12 protein-coding genes and 1 pseudogene are annotated in these 24116 nt (G+C 64.9%); 7 read left to right on the top strand and 6 right to left on the bottom strand.

Features of this window, described 5'->3' with window-relative positions; all coding sequences use genetic code 11:
- From RCF13_RS22800 to RCF13_RS22810, 3 genes and pseudogenes are all read left to right on the top strand, one after another.
- Positions 1 to 1432, top strand: a pseudogene (locus RCF13_RS22800) (hypothetical protein); the annotation flags it as partial.
- 712 nt (positions 1433 to 2144) lie between these two features.
- Positions 2145 to 2447, top strand: coding sequence for a hypothetical protein (locus RCF13_RS22805; protein ID WP_308141564.1), 303 nt, complete (start codon positions 2145 to 2147; stop codon positions 2445 to 2447).
- Between the two features lie 298 nt (positions 2448 to 2745).
- Entirely contained in the window at positions 2746 to 2988 is a 243-nt protein-coding gene (locus tag RCF13_RS22810) for a DUF4926 domain-containing protein (RefSeq protein WP_198422618.1), read from the top strand.
- A 541-nt stretch (positions 2989 to 3529) separates the two neighbouring features.
- Here the strand turns inward: RCF13_RS22810 and RCF13_RS22815 are convergent.
- The 6 genes from RCF13_RS22815 to RCF13_RS22840 form a co-directional block, all read right to left on the bottom strand.
- Positions 3530 to 5317, bottom strand: coding sequence for an MFS transporter (locus RCF13_RS22815; protein ID WP_231352373.1), 1788 nt, complete (start codon positions 5315 to 5317; stop codon positions 3530 to 3532).
- 192 nt (positions 5318 to 5509) lie between these two features.
- Positions 5510 to 6625 (bottom strand): N-acetylglucosamine-6-phosphate deacetylase, encoded by a 1116-nt coding sequence (gene nagA, locus RCF13_RS22820; protein WP_134968251.1) that lies wholly within the window; start codon positions 6623 to 6625, stop codon positions 5510 to 5512.
- Positions 6622 to 7398: a DeoR family transcriptional regulator gene (locus RCF13_RS22825; RefSeq protein WP_049417055.1), complete on the bottom strand. Its 777-nt coding sequence runs from the start codon at positions 7396 to 7398 to the stop codon at positions 6622 to 6624. The genes nagA and RCF13_RS22825 overlap by 4 nt, the downstream gene beginning before the upstream one ends.
- Positions 7399 to 7431: 33 nt before the next feature.
- Positions 7432 to 8766 carry a D-tagatose-bisphosphate aldolase, class II, non-catalytic subunit gene (locus RCF13_RS22830; protein ID WP_231352372.1) on the bottom strand — a complete coding sequence of 445 codons (1335 nt, stop codon included), beginning with the start codon at positions 8764 to 8766 and terminating at the stop codon, positions 7432 to 7434.
- 16 nt (positions 8767 to 8782) lie between these two features.
- On the bottom strand, positions 8783 to 9721 hold the full coding sequence (locus tag RCF13_RS22835; protein WP_134968250.1) for an ROK family protein: 939 nt from the start codon (positions 9719 to 9721) through the stop codon (positions 8783 to 8785).
- A complete protein-coding gene (locus RCF13_RS22840; protein WP_231352371.1) occupies positions 9714 to 10868 on the bottom strand; it encodes an SIS domain-containing protein in 1155 nt (384 codons plus the stop codon). Before RCF13_RS22840 ends, RCF13_RS22835 begins: the two co-directional genes overlap by 8 nt.
- Positions 10869 to 11190: 322 nt before the next feature.
- On the opposite strand from RCF13_RS22840, the gene RCF13_RS22845 reads away from it, so the two are divergent.
- The 4 genes from RCF13_RS22845 (at position 11191) to RCF13_RS22860 (ending at position 24115) form a co-directional block, all read left to right on the top strand.
- Positions 11191 to 14550 (top strand): TIM-barrel domain-containing protein, encoded by a 3360-nt coding sequence (locus RCF13_RS22845; RefSeq protein WP_231352370.1) that lies wholly within the window; start codon positions 11191 to 11193, stop codon positions 14548 to 14550.
- A 134-nt stretch (positions 14551 to 14684) separates the two neighbouring features.
- The gene (locus RCF13_RS22850) at positions 14685 to 17660 is read left to right on the top strand and encodes a TonB-dependent receptor (RefSeq protein WP_231352369.1); all 2976 of its coding nucleotides are present in this window, start codon (positions 14685 to 14687) and stop codon (positions 17658 to 17660) included.
- A gap of 65 nt (positions 17661 to 17725) precedes the next feature.
- A complete protein-coding gene (locus RCF13_RS22855) occupies positions 17726 to 19081 on the top strand; it encodes a Gfo/Idh/MocA family oxidoreductase (RefSeq protein ID WP_134968249.1) in 1356 nt (451 codons plus the stop codon).
- A 318-nt stretch (positions 19082 to 19399) separates the two neighbouring features.
- Positions 19400 to 24115: an RHS repeat-associated core domain-containing protein gene (locus RCF13_RS22860; protein WP_308141565.1), complete on the top strand. Its 4716-nt coding sequence runs from the start codon at positions 19400 to 19402 to the stop codon at positions 24113 to 24115.
- The last annotated feature ends 1 nt before the right edge of the window (position 24116 follow it).

Here is a 24116-nt window from a genome sequence, read left to right on the forward strand (position 1 = left end):
CTTTGATACCGACAGCGCACTGTCGGCCGTTGACCTGCGCAAGATGCAGGAGCGTGCCGAGGTGATGCAGCTGGGTGGGCAGCTGCTGTTCAAGGGCGTGGGCGACCTGGGCGGCTACCTGAGCCAGAAGGCGGAGACCGAAGAAGGCAAGGCGTTCTGGGCCGACGGCGGCAACGGCCGCGCGCTGCTGCACGGCATGGCCGGTGCAGCGATGGCCGCATTGGGTGGTGCGGATGCGCTGAACGGCGCGGTGAGTGCTGCTGGTGCGGAGAAGGCCAAGATCGCGATCTCGGAATTCCTCGAGAGCAACAAGGGCAACCTGAGCTGGGAGGACTACCAGTCGCTGATGGAAGTTGGCAGCGCGATGGTGGGCGGGGCTCTGGGTGGAAGCACGGGCGCCAACATTGCCGTGACCGGGGATCGGTTCAATCGGCAGCTGCATCCGGATGAGGTGAAGTGGATCAACATGAATGCTGCCGCGTTCGCCGCCCAGGAAGGTATCAGCGAAGCAGAGGCGGTACGCAGGCTGACCACGGAAGGTGCCGCGCGTGTTGATGCAAAGGTCAACCGGTTGGTGGGCAACGAGAACGTTGATCTCGAAGCAACCGCGTTCCTGAGCAAGATGGGTGGGACGTACGGGTTCACCGCGACGGAGGCTGAGTACAACAACTTCAATCTCTATGGCAACGAGCTTCTCAACAACGATGCGCTGTACGGGCAGGTCATCGGATCCCTGCAGTCCTCCGGCGTATCCAAGGATGCCCTGCAGCTCAAATTCTATGATCTGAACAACCTCCGCGGAACGAAGATCCGGGGTGGTGACGGCTGGACGATGATGGGGACCTTCAGTGGCGACATTGGCGCCGCTGGTAGCGTGATCGCCAGCGTAGCCAAGGGCGACGGCAACGGTGCTGCCATCGGCGCAGCGACGTTCCTGATCCCGGTGCGGTTGCCCGGGGCGAAGATCGTTGGTGAAGTGGGTGCGGAGATCGCCGGGGCCGCGACCAAGCAGGGTGTGCTCAAATCTGAGGAGATCCTGAAGTCGGTACAGAATGCGGCTAGCGAAGCTGCCAAAGAAGGGCATGTAGCATTCGCTAATGATGTCGTAAATCTGCCGCTCTCCAACATCGGTCGAATTGATCACTCTGCCAGGCATTTGATTGAAGCTGGAATAATTACGGAGAATTCTGGGTCAAAAGCCGCTCGGCAGGCATTTCAGGATATTGGGCGGGCTATTCTTACAAAACCAATAAAAACTTTTGATCACGTAATGGTTCAAGGCGGGCAGCCGGTTAAAGGCTTTTATGGGAAAATTAACGGAGAGGACGTTGTTATCTTTGTGGCGAAGGAGCCTCGCGGCAAGATAGCGGCTGGAGATATTGTTACAGTGATCAAGCCATCCCCGCAGCAGATCAAGAATTTCGGACTATGATAACGAAAGGCAGCCTCGGAATATATTGGGCCATTCCAGACCAGTCTGGTCGTTTTGTTTATCAGGAGGAGGTATGCGGAATTATTTTCTACGGGTATTGGAGTTGTGGTTCGATTGGCGAATTTGGCAAGAATAGTGCCTCGTTTGAGGACATATGGAGTGGTCGCGTCGATGTGAGATTCAGGGAGTGGGAGGGGCAAGGTATGAGCAATTTGTCCGCCGAAGTTAAGATAAATTCCTGGCCTGATGAGGACGAGTGGTTGATATGCATTAGGCGATCACTGGAATGGTTTGTTGAGGGGGGCGCAATCATTTCCTGGTGTGGATCGGAACTGAGTAGCCCCTCCTTGGATGTGTTCTCATCAGTGGATAGCTCTGGTTCGGTATATGCCGCATATAGTGAACGTATCGGCTTTGTTTGTGGTTCGGGATTGAATTGTGAGTATCAGGATGTAAGTCCTTCGGAACTTGAACGTTTTAATAGGCTTGTTCTGGGGGCGGTGTAGATCTACTCATATTCTTGCATTTAGGGCTGCGCAAGTAGTTTCATCCGGGGCGATCGAGGACTCTTTTTATCTTTTGCTCGCATCATTTGCATCTAGAGATGGAATTGTGCGGCTTGGGCGTGAATGGCTGAGCGCGCAGGCGTCAATATGAAGGGAGATCGGTGATGTAGAGATCTCCGAGATCTGTGCTGGTGCGAGTGTGATATTTGTTTCGGGCCGATGATCTGGACTCTGCGCTTCGCCAAGACATTCCGCAGCACTGGATTTTTGATGACGTTGGAGATGCATTGAGGGCGAGCAAAGTATCTGATTCAGATCAGATGTACGCCCTGCTTGAGGCGCTTTATGGGTTGGCTGCTGATTATTGTTTGGCTTGGTATATTGCTGGACCGCTGTTTGAAATCAATATTGATCTTGAGCCTTGCTTTCACTTTTGGAGTGCTGGTGGGTGCTGTGCGCTCACGCGTAATGAGTTTATGGTCTCCAGCCGGACGGCACCTCTCAACTAGAGTGTGTTACGAACCTTGCCATGATCCCGCTGCCGTAAAGGGATGGTCGCATTTCCCCTTTCGCGAGGTCGTACGGGATGGTTCAGAGGCGGGAGTCCGCGTTGTCTTTGCTATCTATGGCTAAAATTCAGAGGCCATGGTTATATTTGAGCCTGATTTGAAGTGTCGATGATGGGCTTTGCGTAAAACGTAGCTGCGATCCTTCAGTTTTTCTGCCAGTGATCTGGACTATGCACTTCGCCATGGCATTCCGCAGAATTGGACTTTTGACGAGGCGGGAGATGCATTGAGAGCGAGAATGATGTCTGAATTAGATCAGATGTGCGCCTTCGAGGTAGTTTATATGCCTGTGGAAACAAATGATGTCGTGCGCCTGCTAGAAGACATTCCTTCGGAGGAGATTTGTCGTGGCAGTACCGGGGTAGTGGTTGCCCTCTTCTCCGAGCCAGAGGAGGCCTATGAGGTTGAGTTTTGCGACGAGCATGGCGCCTCAACTGTACAGGTTGCACTGCGGCCATCGCAGTTTGAGATCGTGATGTAGTAGCTCGTCGATGTCGCCTTAGCGGCCAATGTCGCCGCTGGCGTGGGCGACGCCATGCAGCAGGGGCTTCCGACGCCACCGACGGCGTGAGCCTGCACATCGGCATCGGTTCCTCCAGCTCCAGTGCCAGCCAGACCAGCGACGACCAGTTGGCGGTGGACCGCACCATCCGCAGCCAGGGCTACTTCAGCATCGTCGCCACTGCCGGTGACCTGAACAGCGCGCTGTCGGCCGTTGACCTGCGCAAGATGCAGGAGCGTGCCGAGGTGATGCAGCTGGGTGGGCAGCTGCTGTTCAAGGGCGTGGGTGACCTGGGCGGCTACCTGAGCCAGAAGGCGGAGACCGAGGAAGGCAAGGCGTTCTGGGCCGACGGCGGCAATGGCCGCGCGCTGCTGCACGGCATGGCCGGTGCAGCGATGGCCGCATTGGGTGGTGCGGATGCGCTGAAGGGCGCGGTGAGTGCTGCCGGTGCGGAGAAGGCCAAGATCGCGATCTCGGAATTCCTCGAGAGCAACAAGGGCAACCTGAGCTGCAGGCGCTGTCAGCCCCGCTTTCCCGCGAACCGTGCCTCGATCTCCTCCAGTGACTTGCCCTTGGTCTCCGGCAGCCAGAACGCGGCTACCAAGAAGAACACGAAGGTGCACGCCGCCCAGAACACGAACATGCTGGCGTAGCCGTAGTGGCCCACCGCGGGCAGGAAGATGGCGGCGATGGTGGTGGACACGAACTGGTTGATCAGCAGTGCGATGCTCATGCCGTTGGAGCGGATGCGGTTCGGCATCAGTTCCGACAGCGCCAGCCACACGCACACGCCGGGGCCGACCGCGAAGAACGCGACGAACACCAGGATGCAGGCGGCCACCGCCCAGCCGTGTGCCGGTGGCGGCACCGGGCCGATGCGCGCCTGTTCGATGCGCAGCGGCGCCTGCGCGGCACTGGCCGGGTCGGCGAACGGGTTCAGATGCAACTTGCGGAAGAATGCGCCGATCACGCTGTCTGGCTGTACGGTGCCGGTGCGGTCGATACGCAGTTCGCGATCAATCAGGTTGTCGCTACGCACGGCGCGCACGTTGGTGAAATCACCGTAGGCATAGGAGACGGTCAGCTGCATCGGCCGCCCTTCGCGGTCGATCCCCGCGCCCAGGCGCTGCCACTGCGCATCATCCAGCACCAGCTGCAGGCCGTCGCAGTTGACCGCCGCCTGCAGCTGCGGCTGCACATCAGCGCGACCGCGCTCGGCCTGGAAGAACAGCGTGGCCGCGGCCAGCAGCGCCACGCAGATGCCACCACTGCCGAGCATCAGCAGGAACTTGCGGCCCTTGCGGTCGACCAGCAGCAACGCGACCACGGTCATCACCGCATTCAGCAGCTTGATCGCCACGTCGGCGCCGTTGGCCACTGAACCGGACAGGCCGGCCTGATTGAGGATGTTCACCGCGTACGCCAGCACCGAGTTGATGCCGGTGGCCTGGGTGCAGGCCAGCACGACGCAGGCGAGCAGGAACGGCACCACGTAGCGGCGGCTGAGCAGCGGGTCGCGCTTGCTGTCGCTGCTGCTCGATTCCGGCGCCTGGATCTGCGCAAGGGTGGGCTCCACATCGGCAGCGGGCAGTACGCGATGCAGGCTGCGGCGGGCTTCATCAATGCGGCCCCGGCGTACCAGCCAGCGTGGCGATTCGGACAGCCAGAAGATGCCCGCGCAGAACAGCAGGCCCGGCGCCAGGCAGGTCCAGAAGATGGTGCGCCAGGCGTGGTCCTTCACCGTGAACAGCTCCTGCGCCTGCTGTGCCAGCGGCAGCGAGCGCACGGCTTCGGCGGCGGCATCCACGGCGTGGGCGTGGTACAGGCCGATCAGGGCTGCCAGCACCAGGCCAACGGTCAGCAGCAGCTGGAACATCGCGGCGCCGCGCCCGCGTCGCTCGGGGCTGAGGACTTCGGCCAGGTACAGCGGAATCACTACACCGATCAAACCGCCACTGATGCCCTGCAGCAGGCGGCCCAGCAGCAGCGGCGTGTAACCGGAGGCCAGCGCCATGATCGGAATCGAGGCGGTGAACAGCAGGCCGGCCAGCAGCATCGCGCCGCGGCGGCCGATCAGGTCGGCGATCATGCCGGCGAACAGCGACGACAGCACGCTGCCCAGCAGTACCGCGGCCACCACGAAGCCGAGCTGCTGGCTGCTGAGCTGCCAGGCGTGGCTGGCAGTCGCTTCAAGATAGGGCAGGGCGCCGGCGATGATGCCGATGTCGATGCCGTACAGCAGGCCACCGAGGCCGCCGATGAAGAGCAGGTAGCGTACGGGCCAGCGCGGAGCGGTGCTTGCGGTCATCGGCAGTTCCTGTGGTAGCGCCGGGCCAGGCCCGGCGGCGGTTCGTCGCAGAGTGCATTCTGTAGAGCCGAGCCATGCCCGGCTGCTTTCCGTTCCGATATCGAGGTTCCCCATGCCGCGCTTCGCGCGGTGAGCCGAGCATGGCTCGGCTCCACAGGGAGCCCGCGCGGCATCCGGGCCGCATCGCTTGCGTCAGCTCAGATCAATCACGCGCCCGCCAACCACCACCTGCTTCAGGTGCAGTTCGGCGTCCAGTACCACCAGGTCGGCGCGGGCGTCGGGCGCGATGCGGCCGCGATCGCCCAGGCCCAGGTAGTCGGCCGGGAAGGTGGAAACACGTTGCGAGGCGTCGGCCAGCTCCAGGCCCACGCGCACCAGGTTGCGCAGCGCCTGGTCCATGGTCAGCGCGCTGCCGGCCAGTGAACCCGTGGCCAGTCGCACGCAGCCGCCGCACTTGTGCACGCGCTGCTCGCCCAGCGCGTACTCGCCGTCGGGCATGCCGGTGGCGGCCGTCGCGTCGGTCACCGCATACAGGCGCGGGATCGCGCGCGCGGCCAGGCGGATCACGCCGGGATGGATGTGCTGCAGGTCGGGAATGATCTCGGCGTACTGTGCATGCGCCAGTGCTGCCGCCGCGATGCCCGGGTGATAGTGATCGACGCCGGTCATGCCGTTGAACAGATGGGTGAAGCCGGAGGCACCGGCCTGCAGCGCGGCCACGCCTTCCTCGTAGGTGCCGGCGCTGTGGCCGAGCTGCACGCGGATGCCCATTGCCGCCAGCGCGGGTATCAGTGCGGTGTGCTCGCCGATTTCCGGAGCCAGCGTCATCACCCGGATCGGCGCGAGTGCGTGCAGTTGCCGCACCAGCGCCAGCGTCGCCTCGATCGTACGGTTGGGCTGTGCACCCAGGCGCTGCGGGCTGATGAATGGTCCTTCCAGATGCACGCCGACGATGCTGGCGGCGTCGGCATCGGGCGCCGCCATCGCCGCAGCCACGCCCTGCAGCGCGTGCTCGATCTCATCCAGGCCGGCGGTCATGGTGGTCGCCAGCAGTGTGGTGGTACCGAAGCGCAGATGGGTGCGTGCGATGGTGCGCGCCACGTCGCCGCCCTGCATCAGGTCCACCCCGGCCGCACCGTGTACATGCAGGTCGATGAAGCCGGGCAGGATGACCGGCAGCTGCAGGTCGTCAGCACCACTGTGGTCATCCACCTGCAGCTGGCGCACGTGTGAATCGAAGTGGACCTGGCCACGCCGCCAGCCCAGCGGGGTGAGGATGCGGCCGTGCAGGGAACGGGCGTCGGTCATGCGGGAGGCTCGGCGATGATCACTTCGATGCCCAGCCGCTGCAGCCCTTCGCGGGTTGCGTCGTCGATACCGGCATCGGTGATGATGGCGTGGATCTGGTCCAGGCGGGCGATGCGGTGCAGGCTGACGCGGCCGAACTTGGAGGCGTCGGTCAGCACCACGATGCGGCGCGCACGCTCGACCATGCGGTGGTTGAGGCGGGCTTCGGCCTCGTCGTGGGTGGTCAGGCCGAACTGCAGGTCCAGGCCATCCACGCCCAGGAACAGGGTGTCGAAGCTGTACGAGTTGAGGCTGGCCTCGGCCTGGCTGCCCTGCAGCGACAGCGACTGCTGGCGCAGCAGGCCACCGGTCAGCAGCACGGTGATGCCCGCGGCATTGGCCAGTTCCCAGGCGATGTTCAGGCCATTGGTCATCACCGTCACGTCGCGATGCGCGCGCAGGTGGCGGGCCAGCGTCATCGTGGTCGAACCGGAATCGATGATGATGTTGTCGCCCGGCTGCACCAGGCGCGCAGCGCGCGCACCGATCGATTCCTTCAACGGCAGGTTCAGCGCGTCCTTCTCATGGATGTCCTGTTCCTGCGGCGGCGTGCGCACCAGGGTGGCGCCGCCGTGGGTGCGGTTGGCCAGCCCCTGCGACTCGAAGTGGGTCAGGTCGGCACGGATGGTCACCGCCGACACGCCGAAACGCTCGACCAGATCGGCCACCTGCACCGAGCCGTGCTCGATCAGCAGCTGCAGGATCTGTTGCCGGCGGGAGCGGGTGTTGCGCATGGCCATTCTCGGTTTCGCGGGGAAAGGTAGAGATTAGCCGTTCGCAGCAACTGCGGCAGCCGAACCTGCGTTCTGCGTGCGGGTTCCGGCCTGGTTGGCGCTGCAGGCGCGCGCGTACTCGCCCAGGCACAGGCCGATGCGGTGCTGCACCAGCGCGGTGGGGGTGTTGGCCAGCGTGCCCTCACGCACGGCGCGGTACTGCTCCGGCAGGTACTGGCTGAGCAGCACCAGTGGCGGCGCGTTCTGTTCCAGGTTGGCGAACAGGGTCTGCACCGCCTGCACCAGCGCGGGCTCGCCCCAGTAGTAACGGCAGCGGTCGCTGAAGGAGTAACTGCGCAGCAGGCGCAGCGCGGCGTCATCGCCCTGGTAGTAGGACTGCCAGTACTTCGGCTGCGCCACCATCACCTCGTCCAGCACCTGCGGCAGGCGCGAGCACTGTGCCGCCGGCAGCAGTTCGGCCTCGATCGCGGCCAGCGCGAACAGCGCTTCGCGGTAGGCGAAGGTGGCCGCGGGCCCGACCTTGAGGATGGCGAAGTGGTCGCGCACCAGCGCGTGCAGGCCGCTCTCGCGCTGGTAGTCGGTGGAGTGCGCTTCGAACACGATGCGTGGCTGCTGTTCGAGGAAATCGGCCAGCGTACTGGCAGCGGAGGCGTCGTACTCGTGCACGCTGCTGTGGTCGAAGTCCACGCCCGGCTGCACCACCATCGCGATCACACGCTGCCACGCATCGCGCAACTGCGAGGTATCGAAGGCCTGCCGGTGGATGGCCAGGGTCTGCGCGGCGGCGGCCGGCGTGGTCACCTGCAGGCCCTCGGCCAGCGAGGCTTCGCCTCCGGGAATCGGCACTTCGGTACCGATCACGTAGACCGGCGGCGGCAGGCCATGTTCGGCGGCGGTGCGCTCGGCGATTTCGGCCAGCTCGGCCGAGCGCGCGGCGACGATGGCATCGGGCAGCGGCACCGGATCATCGGCGCAGGACATGCTGCAATCCAGATGGATCTTGTGGAAACCGGCGGCGACGTAGGCCTCGATCAGCACGCGCGCGTGGGTCATCGCTTCGGCCGCCGGGCGCTTCTGCCAGGCATTCGGGCCGAGGTGGTCGCCGCCCAGCATCAGCCGCTCGCGCGGGAAGCCTTCTTCATCGGCCAGCGTGCCCACGTAGTCGCGGTACTGCGGCGGGGTCATGCCGGTGTAGCCGCCGAACTGGTCGACCTGGTTGGAGGTGGCCTCGATCAGCAGCACGGTGCCATGCGCCAGGGCGACGTGCATGGCCGCGCGCAGCACCTGCTCGTTGCTGCAGCAGACGCTGTACAGGCCGACGTTGGCGCCGGCGCGGTGGGAAGCAAGCAGGGTCTGCAACGGGGACATGGTCAGGCTCCGGAGATCAGGAAAACGAGGGTTGGCAGGCGAGCAGGGCAGCGCCACGTGCGCCACCGGCATCGCCGAACCGTGGCGGCACGATCGGCGGGACCTGCACGCCATTGAACAGATGGGTGGCGATGGCGGCCGGCAGCTGCTGGTACAGCGGCGCGTACTGCGAGAGTCCGCCGCCGAGCACGATCACGTGCGGGTCCAGCGCCAGCACCAGCGCGGCCAGGCTGTGGCCGAGCAGATCACGATGGATGTCCAGCGCCTTGCGCGCGCGGGCATCGCCGGCTTCGGCCAGCGTGATCACCGCACTGGCATCGACGGCGCTGCCTCCGAGGTGGCGTTCGATCATGGCCAATCCGCTGCCGGACACATAGCGCTCCACGCAGCCCTGCAGGCCGCAGCCGCAGTCCAGCAGCGGCAGGCCATGGCGCTGCAGCAGATGGCCGGGCACGCTACAGTGGCCCCATTCGCCGGCCAGACCGTTGAAGCCGGACAGCAGCCGGCCCTGCAGACAGAAGCCACCGCCGGCACCGGTGCCGAGGATGGCGCCGAACATGCTGGGGTAGCCGTCGGCGGCGCCGCCGTGCGCTTCCGACAGGGCAAAGCACTGCAGATCGTTGCCGAAGTGCAGCGGGCGCTGCAGGCGTGCCTGCAGATCCTGCGCCACGCATTGGCCGGTCAGTGCAGGCACGTTCGCGCTGAGCTGGCGGCCGCTGCGGCGGTCACGCACGCCGGGCAGGGCAATGCCGATGGCCGCATCATTCCGGCCCAGCGCGGCGTCGGCCTCGGCCACCAGCGTCACCACGGCCTGCAGGAAACCATCGTAGTCGCCCTGCGGCGTGGCCACGCGGCGGCGCCAGGTGACCTGCATCGCCGCATCGCACGCCACCAGCTCGATCTTGGTGCCGCCGATGTCGATGCCATAGCAGGCGTGGGCGATCAGCTCAGCCATGGTGGATGGTGACGCCCTTGACGACGCGGTTGACGGTGCCGTCCGGGAACGGGTTGTCCGGGGTCAGTCCCAGCGCGGCCGAGCGCTGCAGCGCGAACAGCTGCGCGAAGCCCAGCCACACCGGTGCCAGCCACGGATCGTCCAGCGCCGGTACGGTGAGGGTGTAATCGTCATCGGCGCCGATATCCGAATGCGGACCGATCGCCAGCACCTGCCCGGCCACGCCATCGCGGCGCAGTTCTTCCAGCAGGTCCTGCTCGTAGCGGCGCGCGAGCGGCTGCACGCTGCGCAGCACCACCACTAGGGTGTTGCCATCCAGCGTCGACTTGGGGCCGTGACGGAAGCCCAGCGGCGTGTTGGCCAGCGCCAGAACGCGGCCAGCGGTCAGCTCCAGCACCTTCAGTGCACACTCGCGGGCCAGCGCTTCCAGCGGCCCGCTGCCAAGGTAGATCACGCGGTTGAACGGGCGCTGCGCAAGCGTTGCCACTGGTGCGTCCCACTGCGCCTGGCCTTCGCGGGCCAGCGCGGCGATCTGCTTCAGGCGCGCCACGCGCGCATCCCACGGCGAGCGATCGAACACCGTCAGTGCCGCCAGCAGCATGCAGGTCAGGCTGCTGGTCATGGCGAAGGCACGATCGCAGCTTGCCGAGGGCATCAGCAGGGTGCAGGTATCGGCACGGCCGGCGCCACGGCGGGCCAGTTCGCCATCGGCGTTGCAGGTGATATCGAGGAAGTGCGCGTCGTCCACGTCGCTGCGCACGCGGTCCACCGCGGCCACGCTTTCCGGACTGGAACCACTGCGGCCAAACGAGACCAGCAGGGTGGGGCGGTCGCGCTGCAGGTACAGCGCCGGATGGGTCAGCAGGCTGGTGGTGTGCACCACGCGCACCTCGGCCGGCCACTGCGCGTTGATCGCATCGGCCACCATCTCGGCGATGAAGCCGGAGCTGCCGGCGCCGGTGAACAGCACGCGCTGGTTGGGATCGTTGAGGCTGTCGCCGAGGAAGGCCTGCAGGCGGTCGCGGGCACGCGACAGGTCCTGTGCAAGGGCTTCCCACAGCGCAGGCTGCTGGGCGATTTCGGTAGCGGTATCGGCTCCGCCAAGGCGCTGCCAGGCGGACACATCGGAAAGCAGGGTGACGTCCATTCGGAGGTTCCAGTTGGGCCAGCGCACCATCTGCGTTTTCTTTCGAAATGTCAAATAGCGAAAGTAAAAAGAAAGAAAATGGCGTGGTGGCTTTTCCCGCCAGGGAGTGCTCGGGGAAACGAAAGAACGGGCCGGATGCCGTATCGCACAATGCTTAACAGGCACCTGCAAGCGCTTACACAAAGTATTGCGACGCAACAACTTTCGTTTCAATGGAATATATCTTCCTTTTTCCTTTCAATTTGTTGACATCTTTCGAATCGCTGCCCTAGAGTCGGCCCAGTCGCTTTCGAAACGCCCGGTGAACGGGTTGGGAGTCCGCGTGGAAAACTGCGTTCGTCGCTCGCCGCTGATGCTGGCCCTGATGCCGGCCTTGATGCTGGCGTCCATGACGGCCCGGGCCGAGCCGGTCGGCAACCTGCGGTCGGTCAGCGCCAGCGCCAGCCGCGATGGCGTGCAGGGCTGGGACCTGCAGACCGACAAGGGAGCGCGCATCCGCATTGAACTGCCGGCGACCGACATCATCCGCGTGCAGGCCGGCCGCAACGGCACGTTGACCGGGGCCGGCGACAAGGCCGCACCGATCGTGCTGCCGCAGCCCAAGGCGAACGTGCAGGCGCAGCTGGAAGAAGACGCGCAGGAAATCCGCGTGCGTACCGACGCACTGGTCCTGCATGTGCAGCGGCAGCCGCTGCGCCTGCGCCTGGAACGTCTGGACAACGGCCAACCCACCGCGCTGTGGCAGGAACTGCAGCCGCTGGACCTGGAGGCCACGCAGAGCGTGCAGGTGCTGTCCTCGCAGGCCGATGAGGGCTACTTCGGGGGCGGCCAGCAGAACGGCCGTTACCAGTTCAAGGGCCGCGAGCTGGAAGTGTCCTATTCCGGCGGCTGGGAAGAGGGCGACCGCCCCAGCCCTGCACCGATGCTGCTGAGCAGCCGTGGCTGGGGCATGCTGCGCAATACCTGGAGCGATGGCAGCTACGACCTGCGCCAGCCCGATCAGGCCACGCTGCTGCATCGCGAAGACCGTTTCGACGCGTACTACTTCGTCGGCGCCGACCTGCCCAAGCTGATCGAGCGCTACACTCAGCTGACCGGCCGCCCGAACATGGTGGCGCGCTGGGCGCTGTCCTATGGCGATGCCGACTGCTACAACGACGGCGACAACAGCAGGAAGCCCGGCACCGTGCCCGAGGGCTGGAGCGACGGCCCGACCGGCACCACGCCGGATGTGATCGACAGCGTGGCCAAGCAGTACCGCGAGCACGACATGCCCGGTGGCTGGATTCTGCCCAACGACGGCTACGGCTGCGGTTACAAGCAGTTGCCGGAAACCGTGAAGGGGCTGGCCGGCTACGGTTTCCGCACCGGACTGTGGACCGAGAACGGCGTCGACAAGATCGCCTGGGAAGTGGGCAAGGCCGGCAGCCGCGTGCAGAAGCTGGACGTGGCCTGGACCGGCAAGGGCTACCAGTTCGCGATGGACGCCAACCGCCAGGCGTTCAACGGCATCCTCGACAATTCCGATTCGCGCCCGTTCCTGTGGACGGTGATGGGCTGGGCCGGTATCCAGCGCTACGCCGTCGCGTGGACCGGCGACCAGAGCAGCAGCTGGGATTACATCCGCTGGCACGTGCCGACCCTGGTCGGTTCGGGCCTGTCCGGCATGGCCTACGCCAGTGGCGACGTCGATGCAATCTTCGGCGGCAGCGCCGAGACCTTCACCCGCGACCTGCAGTGGAAGGCGTTCACGCCGGTGCTGATGGGCATGAGCGGCTGGTCGTCGAATGCGCGCAAGCACCCGTGGTGGTACGACGAGCCGTACCGCAGCATCAACCGCGATTACCTGAAGTTGAAGATGCGCCTGACCCCGTACATGTACGGGCTGGTGCGCGAGGCCGCGCAGACCGGCGCACCGCCGGTGCGGGGGCTGATGTGGGACTACCCGCGCGACCCGCATGCACAGGATGAGATCTACAAGTACCAGTTCCTGCTCGGCCGCGACCTGCTGGTGGCGCCGGTGTACCGCAGCCAGGCCGCCAGCCGTGGCTGGCGCCGCGATATCCACCTGCCGGCCGGGGGGTGGATCGACTACTGGGACGGCCGCCGCGTGCAGGCCGGTGCCGACGGCCGCCAGCTGGACCGCCAGGTGGACCTGGCCACGCTGCCGGTGTTCGTGCGTGCCGGCGCGATCCTGCCGATGTACCCGTCGATGCTGTTCGATGGCGAAAAGCCGCTCGATGAAGTGACCTTCGACCTGTACCCGCAGGGCGATTCGCAGTACACGTTGTACGAAGACGATGGCAACACGCGCCGTTACCAGCAGGGCGAGTCGAGCACGCAGCAGATCCGCGTGCAGGCGCCGGCGCAGGGCAGCGGCCCGGTGCAGGTGCAGATCGACGCGGTGCAGGGCCAGTACAACGGCCAGCTGGCGCAGCGCCGCTACGGCCTGCGTGTGCTCAGCCGGCAGGCGCCGCGTGCAGTGCAGGCCGGTGGCCGCGCCTTGCCGGCGCTGGCCGATGCCGCCGCCTTCAACAGCGCCAACGAGGGCTGGTACTTCGACGCGCGGGAGCGCCGCGGCACGCTGCATGTGCGCACGGCCACACAGGACATCCGCCAGCCGCTGCAGCTGCAGCTGGACTTCGCGGTGGCCGCTGCGGCCGCCGACGATGCCTATCCGGCCGCGCCGGTGCTGGGCCGCGAACTGCCCGCAGACAGCCTGCTGGTGGTCAACCGCCCGGCCGAGGAGCCCGGCCATGCGCTGGAGAACGCCTTCGATGATGATCCCAACACCTGGTTCCGCAGCGTGCGCAACCAGGCCGTGCGCACCGGCGCGCACGAGTGGGTGATCGGCTTCGGCGAGCGCAGGATGATTGATGGCATCGACATCGCGCCGCGCAACGACAAGAACTGGAAGCACGGCCAGGTGCGCGATTACGAGGTGTACCTGGGCGACAGCAATGGCGAGTGGGGCGAGCCGATCACCCGTGGCCGCCTGCAGCTGAAGCAAGGCGTGCAACGCATCGACTTCCCGGCCCATGCCGGCCGCCTGCTGCGCTTCCGCGTCCTGAGCGTGCAGAACCCGGAAGGCGACGGCGCCAGCAGCACCGACCCGATGGTGACGGCAGCACAGGGCAGTGCCCGCGCCTTCGATGCGTTGCAGCCGCGCGACGTCGGCCCGATCGCACTGTCCACCTTCCACATCCTCGAACACCAGGAACCGGAGCGACCGGCCCGGCAGCGCTATCTCTCCGAGCTGCCGGTGCCGGCCGCGCTGGCCAGCCAGCTGCGTACCGACCAGTCCTTCCGTGGCGACGCCGGCATGCGCATGAACGGCCTGCAGTTCCGCCGTGGCCTGGGGGTCGGCGCCAACAGCCGCATCGACCTGCGCCTGCAGGGCGGCTGGCACCTGCTGCGTGCCGACCTCGGCATCGACGACGCCTGCCGCAACGCCGGCGGCCTGCAGTTCCAGGTATGGGGCGACAACCGCCTGCTGTACGACAGCGGCCTGGTGAAGGCGCCCGGCGTGGTCAAGCCGGAGCTGGACATCCGTGGCCTTTCCACCCTGAGCCTGCGCACGCTGGGTGCGCAGGGCAGCCAACCCGCCCAGGTCTGTGCCAACTGGGCCAACGCCGTACTGATCGGCCAGGAGGGCGACTCCGCCAGCATCGTCGCCCCATGACCCCCACGTAACACCGCTCCTCCCCCGCCCCATCCCGACTACGGCCCTCATGGCCGTGGCCCGGGAGCGTTTTGCCCGCCGAACGCCCACGCGCTCACTCAGTTGCGCCGCACCCCTGCCAGGAGAGAACCCCGATGTTGCCCGCCCGCCACCACCGCCCCCCCTGCCGCTCGATCGCTCCGCTGACGCTGGCCATTGCCGGCGCGCTGTTCTCGCTTGCCGCTCCTGCCTTCGCCCAGGAGAGCAAGGACAACGCCACCGACCTGGCCCGCATCGAGGTCACCGGCTCCAACATCCGCCGCACCGACGTTGAAACCGCCTCGCCGGTGCAGGTGATCAGCAAGCAGGACATCCAGAACATGGGTGCGCGCACGCTGCTGCAGGTGCTCGACAACCTGCCGGCCGCACGCCCTGCGCAGCAGGATGCGCGCTCGCTGTTCACCGGTTCCGATGGTGCCTCGCAGGCCAACCTGCGCGGGCTCGGCGCACAGGGCACGCTGGTGCTGCTGAACGGTCGCCGCCTGTCGTACTACGGTGCGCCGGCCGGCTTCCAGACCCAGTTCGTCAACATCGATGCGATTCCGGCGGCGGCCATCGAGCGCATGGAAGTGCTGACCGACGGCGCGTCGGCCGTGTACGGTACCGACGCGGTGGCCGGCGTGATCAACGTGATCACCAAGCGCAACTTCCAGGGTGCCGAGATCAGCTTCACCAACGACACCTCCTCGCGCATCGATTCCTACGGTGAGCGCCAGGCCAGCATCACCGCCGGCTTCGGTGACCTGGCCGAGAACCGCTTCAATATCTATGGCGCGGTCAACATGTACCGTCGCGACGCGATTCCGCTGAGCGATTTCTACGACAAGCGTCCGGACCAGTACTACGTCAACAACCCGAACTACCTCAACAACCTGCGCCTGGGCGTGGGCAGCAAGCCGGGCGAGTTCAACCCGGGCACCTACTTCGCCTTCGATCCGGTCACCGGCCGCCGCGTGCAGGAAGCTGCGCCGGGCTGCAAGAACGTGCTGACCAGTGAAGCGGCCGGCCCGCGTTGCGTCTGGGAAACCTGGATGAACAACGAGATCGATGCCGGCGCCAAGTCCGAGCGCAACACCGCCTACCTCAACGGCACCTTCCTGGTCGGTGACAACACCGAGATCTTCGCCGAGGCGACCTACACCGACATCGACCTGCGCGCCAACGGCGGCACGCCGCGCACCTATGGCACCACGACTGGCAACCCGACCAGCTGGTTCTCGCGCAACACCGGCAACACCGTCAACCAGTTCCTGTACCCGTTCCTGGGCCCGAACAACGAGTACAACCACGCCAGCCCGCAGTTGAAGGCCATGATGGGCGGCGTGGTCGGCCTGAACTACCTGCTGCAGGATGCCGGCCCGAACTACTTCGGCCAGCGCAATACCGACAAGAGCTACCGCGTGCTGGCCGGTGCGCGTGGCAACCGCGGTGACTGGAACTGGGAGACCGCCTTCGCCAGCGCCGGTACCCACTCCACCACCTACCAGACGATCAACGTCAACACCAAGGGCTTCGAGAAGGCGTTCGGGCCGTACACGATCGATCCTGGTACCGGTCGGGTGATCATCTCCGACCACCCGGCGTACAAGTTCGGCGAGATCAGCGAAGCCAATGCCGCGTTGATCCGTGAAGCGTTCCCGACCTTCGACATCCAGTCGTGGACCCGCCTGCATACCCTGGACGGCAAGATCGAAGGACCGCTGTTCCAGCTGCCGGCGGGCGAGATGCGCGCCGCGTTCGGTTTCAACGCCAGCCGTGAGACCTTCTACACCCCGGGCAACGCCGATGCGGCCAATGGCCTGATCACCCAGCAGGGCGGCTCGTGGTTCGACGGCAAGCGCAACACCTACGCGCTGTTTGCCGAGACCGTGGCACCGATCACCGACAAGCTGGAACTGGATGCGGCGGTGCGCGTGGACAAGTACCCGAGCTTCAGTGCCAACGTGGCGCCGAAGATCGGCTTCAAGTACCAGGCGTTCGATCAGCTGATGCTGCGCGGCACCTATTCCACCGGCTTCCGCGCACCGAGCCTGGCCGAGTCCGGCAACGGCGGCGTGTTCGCACAGCTCGGTGGCTTCCGTGACGAACTGCGCTGCGGCGAGACCAACGCCATCGCCAACCTGCTGCTGAAGTCGCAGCGGCCGGGTGACGTCGACCTCGGCAAGACCCTGCTGAACGTCGACTGCAGCCGCACCGTGGCGCGCATGACCCAGCCGAACAAGGATCTGAAGCCTGAGAAGGCGAAGATCGCCACCCTCGGCTTCGTCTACGAGCCGGCAACCTGGCTGTCGGTGTCGGCCGACTACTGGTTCATCTACCGTGACAACGAAATCGTCGCGCCGGACTACCGCCGCATGGAAGACATCATCTCGATGTCGCGCTCGCCGATCACCGACAGCGACCGTGCCAATCTTGCCCAGTTGGCGGCGATGTGCGCCGACCCGGCCAGCGGCGTGAGCTGCCCGGCCACCCTGCCGGGCTACTCCGCCGGCAACGTGGCCAGCGTGGTCGGCCAGTACAAGAACCGCGGCAAGACGCTGATCGACGGCTTCGACATCGACGCGCGCAGCCGCTTCTCGCTGGGCGACTGGGGCAGCCTGAACATCGGCCTGGCCGCCACCATCGCCAACCGCAACCGCTTCTATATGGACGCGGAGAACGGCTGGTACTACGGCGACGTGGTGGGCTACTACAACAACCCGCGCCTGCGTGCCACGCTCAATGCAGACTGGACCTACAAGCAGGTGACCACCAGCATGTTCGTCAACTACGTGGGTGGCACCAAGTGGGCCACCGACCAGATCGACGAAGAGAGCAACAACAAGGAAACCTGCACCGGCGGCTACCTGGCCCTGCAGAAGAGCAAGTGCGATGGTGCACCGTCGTGGTGGACTGCCAACATGAGCGTCACCTGGCGCCCGGACGATGCGTGGAACCTGAGCTTCACCGTCAAGAACCTGTTCAACCGCCTGCCGTTCTACGATCCGAACAGCTTCCTGGGTGACTCCAGTGACTACGCCACCATCTTCGGTCGCGGTTACAGTGTGACCATCGGCTACCGGTTCAAGTAATTCCGTTTGCGTGACCTGGCGTGCCGGCTGCGGCCGGCACGCTGCCAAGAGGAGAGATGTTTGCCATGAAGCGTAGGGAATTCATCGCGGTCAGTGCCGCTGTCGCCGCCAGCAGCCTGCTGCCGCAGACCCCGGCATGGGCACGCGGGCGCAAGGTGCGCCTGGCCATGATCGGTACCGGCATGCGCGGGCTGGTGCTGCTGAAGGAGCTGGTACGTCGCGACGACGTCGAAGTGGTTGCCCTGTGCGACATCGAGCCGATCATGCTGGGCCGTGCCACAGAGATGGTGGCGAAGGCCGGCAAGCCCGCGCCGAAGACCTATGGCCAGGATCGTGATACCAACGCGTGGAAGCGCCTGCTGGAACAGAAGGGCATCGATGGCGTGATCATCGCCACGCCGTGGGAGTACCACGCACCGATGGCGATTGCCGCGATGCAGGCCGGCGTGGCCGTGGGCTGTGAAGTGGTGGCCGGCATCACCCTGCAGGACCACTGGGACGTGCTGAAGACCCAGCTGAGCACCGGCACCCCGTACATGCTGCTGGAGAACGTCTGCTACCGCCGCGACGTGATGGCGGCGTTGCAGATGGTGCGCCAGGGCCTGTTCGGCGAACTGGTGCATCTGCAGGCCGGCTACCAGCACGACCTGCGCGGCGTGAAGTTCAATTCCGGCGATCCGGACCAGCCCTACGACAGCGGCGTGGAGTTCGGGCCCAAGGGCTGGAGCGAAGCCCGCTGGCGCACCGAGCATTCGGTGGAGCGCAACGGCGAGCTCTACCCCAGCCACGGCATCGGCCCGTGCGCGATGTACACCGGCATCAACCGCGGCAACCGCTTCACCCACATCAATGCCTTCGCGACCAAGGCACGCGGCCTGCACGAATACACCGTGGCCAAGAGTGGTGGCACCACCCACCCCAGTACCCAGGTGAAGTTCAAGCTGGGCGACATCGTCACCACCACGCTGGCGTGCGAGAACGGCGAGACCATTCTGCTGCAGCACGACACCTCGCTGCCGCGCCCGTACTCGATGGGCTTCCGCGTGCAGGGCACCAAGGGCCTGTGGATGGACGTGAACCATTCGATCCACATCGAAGGCCGCAGCCCGCCGCACCAGTGGGAAGAGTTCAAGAAGTACCAGGATGAGTACGAACACCCGCTGTGGAAGCAGAATGCCGACACCGCCGCCAGCGCCGGCCACGGCGGCATGGACTGGTTCGTCATCCATGCATTTGTAGAAGCACTGAAGGCCAAGGCACCGATGCCGATCGACATCTACGACGCAGTGACCTGGAGTGCGATCACCCCGTTGAGCGAGCAGTCGATCGCCAACAGCTTCCAGACGCTGGAGTTCCCGGACTTTACTGCTGGTGCGTGGAAGACGCGCAAGCCGATCTTCGCGTTCGACGGGAGGTATTGAGGTTTACACCCTTCCACGCTGTGACGGAGACGCCGGGCACTGCCCGGTGTTTCTGTTTCTGGAGGCATTCGCCTTGTAGAGCCGAGCCCACGCTCGGCTGAATTTCCGACACGTTCCCCCCCCTGAATCAGAAAACTCTGAAATCCGACCCACTCCACAGTTTCTGACGTGAATGTGTAAACGACATCGGAGATAACGTCCCCCATGCGGTCAGACCGCATTCCGGACCAGGGACGATCCGAAGCATGACGTGGTGAGGCAACCGCCCCACGTTCTCGTTCCTGCCGGTGCTGTGCTTGTCCAGGAAGGAGAACAGGGATGTTGGAACGACTGAAGACCATTTCGTGTGCCGCACTGGCGATGATCGCGCTGGGGAGCTTGGCTCCTTGGGCTGCGCAGGCGCAGGAGGTGCAGAAGAAATGGGAGAGCTACCTGTCGATGGGCCAGCCGCGAGCCACCGAAGCGGCGGTGCAGAAGGACATCAAGTCGCTCTTTTCCCAGTACGAAAAGGACAAACCCTTCGATTGGCATGTCAAACGCCAACGCGTCCTTGGAAAGAAGGTCATCTACGATTACCGGGTGAGACCCGAGAAGATCGTTACTACCGACTGGGTCTACATCCACTCAGGGCAGGAGTACTCATCCGAAGATCAGATTCGTAGCGTGATCCTCGCTACCCGCGTCAGCGACCCGCAGTGCCCGGCGACTTCACTCACGGAGGATCCTTGGGTGGAGCTCCTCGGACTTGGCAGGGGCGACGACGGTAGCGTCACCAACGAGGAGAAGGATTTCCATTACACCTTGAACTTCTATCATCAGAGCACTCAAGAATGCTCGTCGATAGTGGGGTGGGAGCGTGTGCGCCGGGCCAGAACGGCGCTTTGTCCGAATCGACCGTCCCTGACGTGGAATGAGGCCCTGCAGATGTGCTCCCTGGTCCAGCAGGACGAGCCGCACATGTCGCCCATGCTCTCCTATACAAGCGGGCCGCTGCCGCCGCAGCAGTGTCCTGTTGGTAACCCGTGTGATCCGACCACTGGCGATAAATCCCAGCCTGAGCCGGATTTCAACCTTGGATGGGTGAGCTTCCAACGCCACTATCACTCCCTGACGAGCACGGCGGGCGGCGCGTTGGGTACGGGCTGGACCCATTCCCACAATCTGCGGCTTACCGCAGGCGTAGACGATTCCACCTTCCCTCCCAGCTCCGAACTGAAAGTTGGGCTGATCGGCGCCGATGGCGGGCAGACCGCATTCCAGAAAGTGGGGGCAAGCTACGAAGCCATGGACGGAAGCGGCGATCGCGCGGTCCAGCAGGGCACCAACTGGCAACTTTCACGTGCCGGAGAGCGCATTTATTTTGATGCTGATGGCTTGATGCAGCGCCGCGATTTTGAAGACGGTACTTCGCTGACCTATGCACACGACAGCCGCGGCCGCCTGCTCAGCATCACCCATTCAACCGACCGACGCGTGGACGTCCAGTACCTCGCGCCAGGCGACGATTCACTGATCTCGGCCCTGGTGATCGCCGGCCAGCCTGTGGTGAGCTACGCCTACTCCCCGGCCGGGGAACTGATCACCGCGACCTATGCAGACGGTGCCAGCCGTACGTATCACTATGAGGACGCCCGCTTCCCGGGCTACCTGACCGGCGTGACCGCCGAAGACACCCGGCGCTACAGCTGGTACGGCTACGACGCCAAGGGGCGGGTCACCTGCAGCCGCCATTCCGGCGATTGCAGTCAAGCCGACGTGGGCATTGATGGCGTGCGCCTGGAGTACACGCCGGCAGGCACCACCATCGTCACCGACGCACTGGGCAAGCAGAGCACCTACGCGTTGACCGCCAGCGGCACCAGTGGCCTTCCGCGCAAGGTCAACGGCATCACCGAGAGCAACGGCAGCATCAGTCGCACCTATCTGCCCGAGGGCACCGATTTCCGGCGTCGGCTTCAGTCGGTGACCGATCGCCGTGGCGTTGTTACCAACTACGCCTATGCCGAGGCCAGCGACGCTGTCGCAGGTGCTGTCAGTGTGACCACCACCACCGAAGCGGCCGGTACTCCGGACCAGCGCATCAGCGAAACGCGCGTGGCCATGGACAGCAATCGGCTGGTGCAGCAGACCGTCGGTAACCGTGAGGTCCGCGTCGCGCGCAATGCACGCCTCCAGCCAACCACCATCACCGTGCGCGACAGGGTAACCGATGACACCCGCATCACCACGCAGACCTACTGTGAGGCCGAAGGGCCGGAGTGCCCGCTGGTGGGACTGCTGCGTAGCGTGGATGGCCCACGCAGTGATGTGGCGGATGTCTCCACCTATGCCTACTACACCGCGGACGACGCGGGATGCGCGACCAGTGGTGCCTGCAGTTATCGCAAGGGCGACCTGCGCAGCGTGACCAATGCGCTGGGCCAGACGGTCGAGACCTTGGCCTACGACGCGTTCGGGCGGCCGTTGTCGGTCAAGGATGCCAACGGCGTGGTCACCGATTACACCTACCATGCGCGCGGCTGGCCGACCTCGGTCACCGTGCGCGGTGCCACCACAGCCGAGGACCGGGTGACCCAGATCAGCTACTGGCCGACCGGCCAGGTGCAGCAGGTCACCGAGCCGGACGGCAGCAGTGTCACCTATGTCTATGACGCCGCCCAGCGCTTGACCGATATTGCGGACAACAGCGGCAACACGATCCACTACGCATTGGACAACGCCGGCAACCGCCTCAAGGAAGACACGCTGGATGCAGGCGGCACCCTGCGCCGTACCCTGGCGCGGACGTTCAACACGCTTGGCCAGCTGACCGCGCTGAAGGATGCGGGCAACCACGCCACCGGCTTTGCCTACGATGCCAACGGCAACCCACAGACGGTGACCGATGCCCTGCAGCGCGTGACCAGCCAGCAGTACGACCCGCTGAACCGCCTGGCGCAGACCCTGCAGGACGTGGGCGGCGTCGCGGCGGAGATCCGCAGCCAGTACAACGCGCTGGACCAGGTCACCCAGGTCACCGACCCGAAGGGCCTGCACACCACCTACGCCTACAACGGGTTCGGTGATCTGACCGGGCAGGTCAGCCCGGACAGTGGCGCCAGCAGCTTCACCGTGGACGCCGCCGGCAACCGCAAGACGGCCACCGACGCGCGTGGCGTCACTGCCACCTATCACTACGATGCGCTCAATCGCCTGATCGGCATTGCCTATCCAGACCCCAATCTGGACGTGGGCTACAGCTATGACGTGGCACCGACTGCCTGTGCCGCCGACGAGCGCTTTGCCAAGGGGCGCGTGGGTCAGGTGCTGCATGCCAATGGCAGCACCCAGTACTGCCACGACCGCTTCGGCCAGGTCACCCGTAAAGTGCAGACGATCAATGGTGTCACCAGCACGCTGCGCTACGCCTACAGCAAGTCGGGCCGTCTGACTGCGTTGACCTACCCTGACGGCAGCGTGGCCGACTACGTGCGTGATATCCAAGGGCGCATCAGCCAGATCGGCCTGACCCGGCCCGGCCAGGCACGCCAGATCGTGGTGAACAACGTGACCTATGCGGCCTTCGGCCCGGCGACCGGCTGGACCTACGGCAACGGCCGCCAGCTGCAGCGTCCGCTGGATCTGGATTACCGCCCGCAGGCGGTGCATGACCCCGCGGCAGGCGGTCTGTCACTGGGCTATGGCTACGATCCCGTCGGTTCGATCACCGAGCTGAAGAGCGGCGCAGGCTCGTCGGTGCTGGCCAAGTACGCCTACGACGCGCTGGGTCGCCTGACCCAGACCCAGGACGGGACGACAGGCACGCCGATTGAAACCTATGCCTACGACGCCACCGGCAATCGCACCGCGCTGACCACCTCGGCAGGCACCGCCAGCTACACCTATCCCGCAACCAGCCACCGGCTGACCGCCGTGGACGGCGAAGCGCGCAACCATGACGCGGTGGGCAATACCACCAGCATCGGCAGCAAGACGTTCACCTACAGCGATGCCAACCGCATGAACGCGGTGAAGCAGGGCGATGCCGTGCTGGAAAGCTACGGTTACAACCACCGCGGCGAGCGCGTACTGCGTACCCCGGGTAGTGGCGCAGCGCAGATCACCCTGTACGACGAAGCAGGGCAGTGGCTGGGCAACTACTCGGCTACGGGCCAGGCGCAGCAGCAGGCCATCTGGCTGGACAACTACCCGGTGGCTTTGATCAGCGTGCCGAGCGCCGGCGTGCCGGAACTGGCCTACGTGCAGCCGGATCATCTGGGCACGCCGCGCGTGGTGATCGATCCGGTGCGTGATGTGGCGATCTGGGAGTGGAGCAACAAGAGCGAGGTGTTCGGCAACCAGATTCCGAGCGCTGATCCGGATGGGGATGGTGTGGCGTTCGAGCTGGCGCTGCGCTTCCCGGGCCAGCAGGCGACGGATGCGAGTGGGTTGTTCTACAACTACCAGCGTGAATACGACCCGGCTGTGGGGCGGTATTCGCAGAGTGATCCGATTGGGTTGATGGGGGGGGGGGGCAGTTACGTGTACGCGAACTCCAATGTTGCATCGTTCCTGGACCCATTTGGGTTGCAGTCTTCGATTGCCCGTGCCGTCCGCTCGCCCCCAGGAGGCTACTACGGGGGCGGAGACGGTCAGCTCCAGCAGCAAAACCCGGACCTTCCCAATTACGGTCGCAACGAACCGCCTGGGTTATATATCTATCCAGAGAAAATTGCAGAATCGATAGTGGCCAATGCACTCATTGCGTTGTCGAAATCCAAGGACCTTGTCTTCCCTGGGTTGATGATGAACAAGAGTGAGGATGGCTCAGCTTGTCCAATTCCGGGCCAGCGCGGCTTGCCGGCAAGTGGTGAGCCGAATACATGGTCAGATCACCCGACAGGCAAGCAGTCTCGTTACTATGGGGACGATGGAAGTCCCAAGTTCGACGTGGACAGAGGGCACGATCATGGCCAAGGAAATCCGCATGTTCACGAATGGGAAAGTGGGGTCAGAAAATCGGGGGTTCCGGTAAGTGATTGGCCGAAGAGGTGAG

Origin of the sequence: Stenotrophomonas maltophilia group sp. RNC7 (genome assembly GCF_030910085.1) — a bacterium.
In the GTDB taxonomy this organism is placed as follows: domain Bacteria; phylum Pseudomonadota; class Gammaproteobacteria; order Xanthomonadales; family Xanthomonadaceae; genus Stenotrophomonas; species Stenotrophomonas sepilia.

Excerpts from the sequence above, each read along its gene's own strand:
- RCF13_RS22860 (WP_308141565.1), top strand. The coding sequence starts at position 19,400 with ATGTTGGAACGACTGAAGACCATTTCGTGTGCCGCACTGGCGATGATC.
- nagA (WP_134968251.1), bottom strand. The coding sequence starts at position 6,625 with ATGACCGACGCCCGTTCCCTGCACGGCCGCATCCTCACCCCGCTGGGC.
- RCF13_RS22815 (WP_231352373.1), bottom strand. The coding sequence starts at position 5,317 with ATGACCGCAAGCACCGCTCCGCGCTGGCCCGTACGCTACCTGCTCTTC.
- RCF13_RS22850 (WP_231352369.1), top strand. The coding sequence starts at position 14,685 with ATGTTGCCCGCCCGCCACCACCGCCCCCCCTGCCGCTCGATCGCTCCG.
- RCF13_RS22825 (WP_049417055.1), bottom strand. The coding sequence starts at position 7,398 with ATGCGCAACACCCGCTCCCGCCGGCAACAGATCCTGCAGCTGCTGATC.
- RCF13_RS22835 (WP_134968250.1), bottom strand. The coding sequence starts at position 9,721 with ATGGCTGAGCTGATCGCCCACGCCTGCTATGGCATCGACATCGGCGGC.
- RCF13_RS22830 (WP_231352372.1), bottom strand. The coding sequence starts at position 8,766 with ATGTCCCCGTTGCAGACCCTGCTTGCTTCCCACCGCGCCGGCGCCAAC.
- RCF13_RS22855 (WP_134968249.1), top strand. The coding sequence starts at position 17,726 with ATGAAGCGTAGGGAATTCATCGCGGTCAGTGCCGCTGTCGCCGCCAGC.
- RCF13_RS22810 (WP_198422618.1), top strand. The coding sequence starts at position 2,746 with ATGATGTCTGAATTAGATCAGATGTGCGCCTTCGAGGTAGTTTATATG.
- RCF13_RS22840 (WP_231352371.1), bottom strand. The coding sequence starts at position 10,868 with ATGGACGTCACCCTGCTTTCCGATGTGTCCGCCTGGCAGCGCCTTGGC.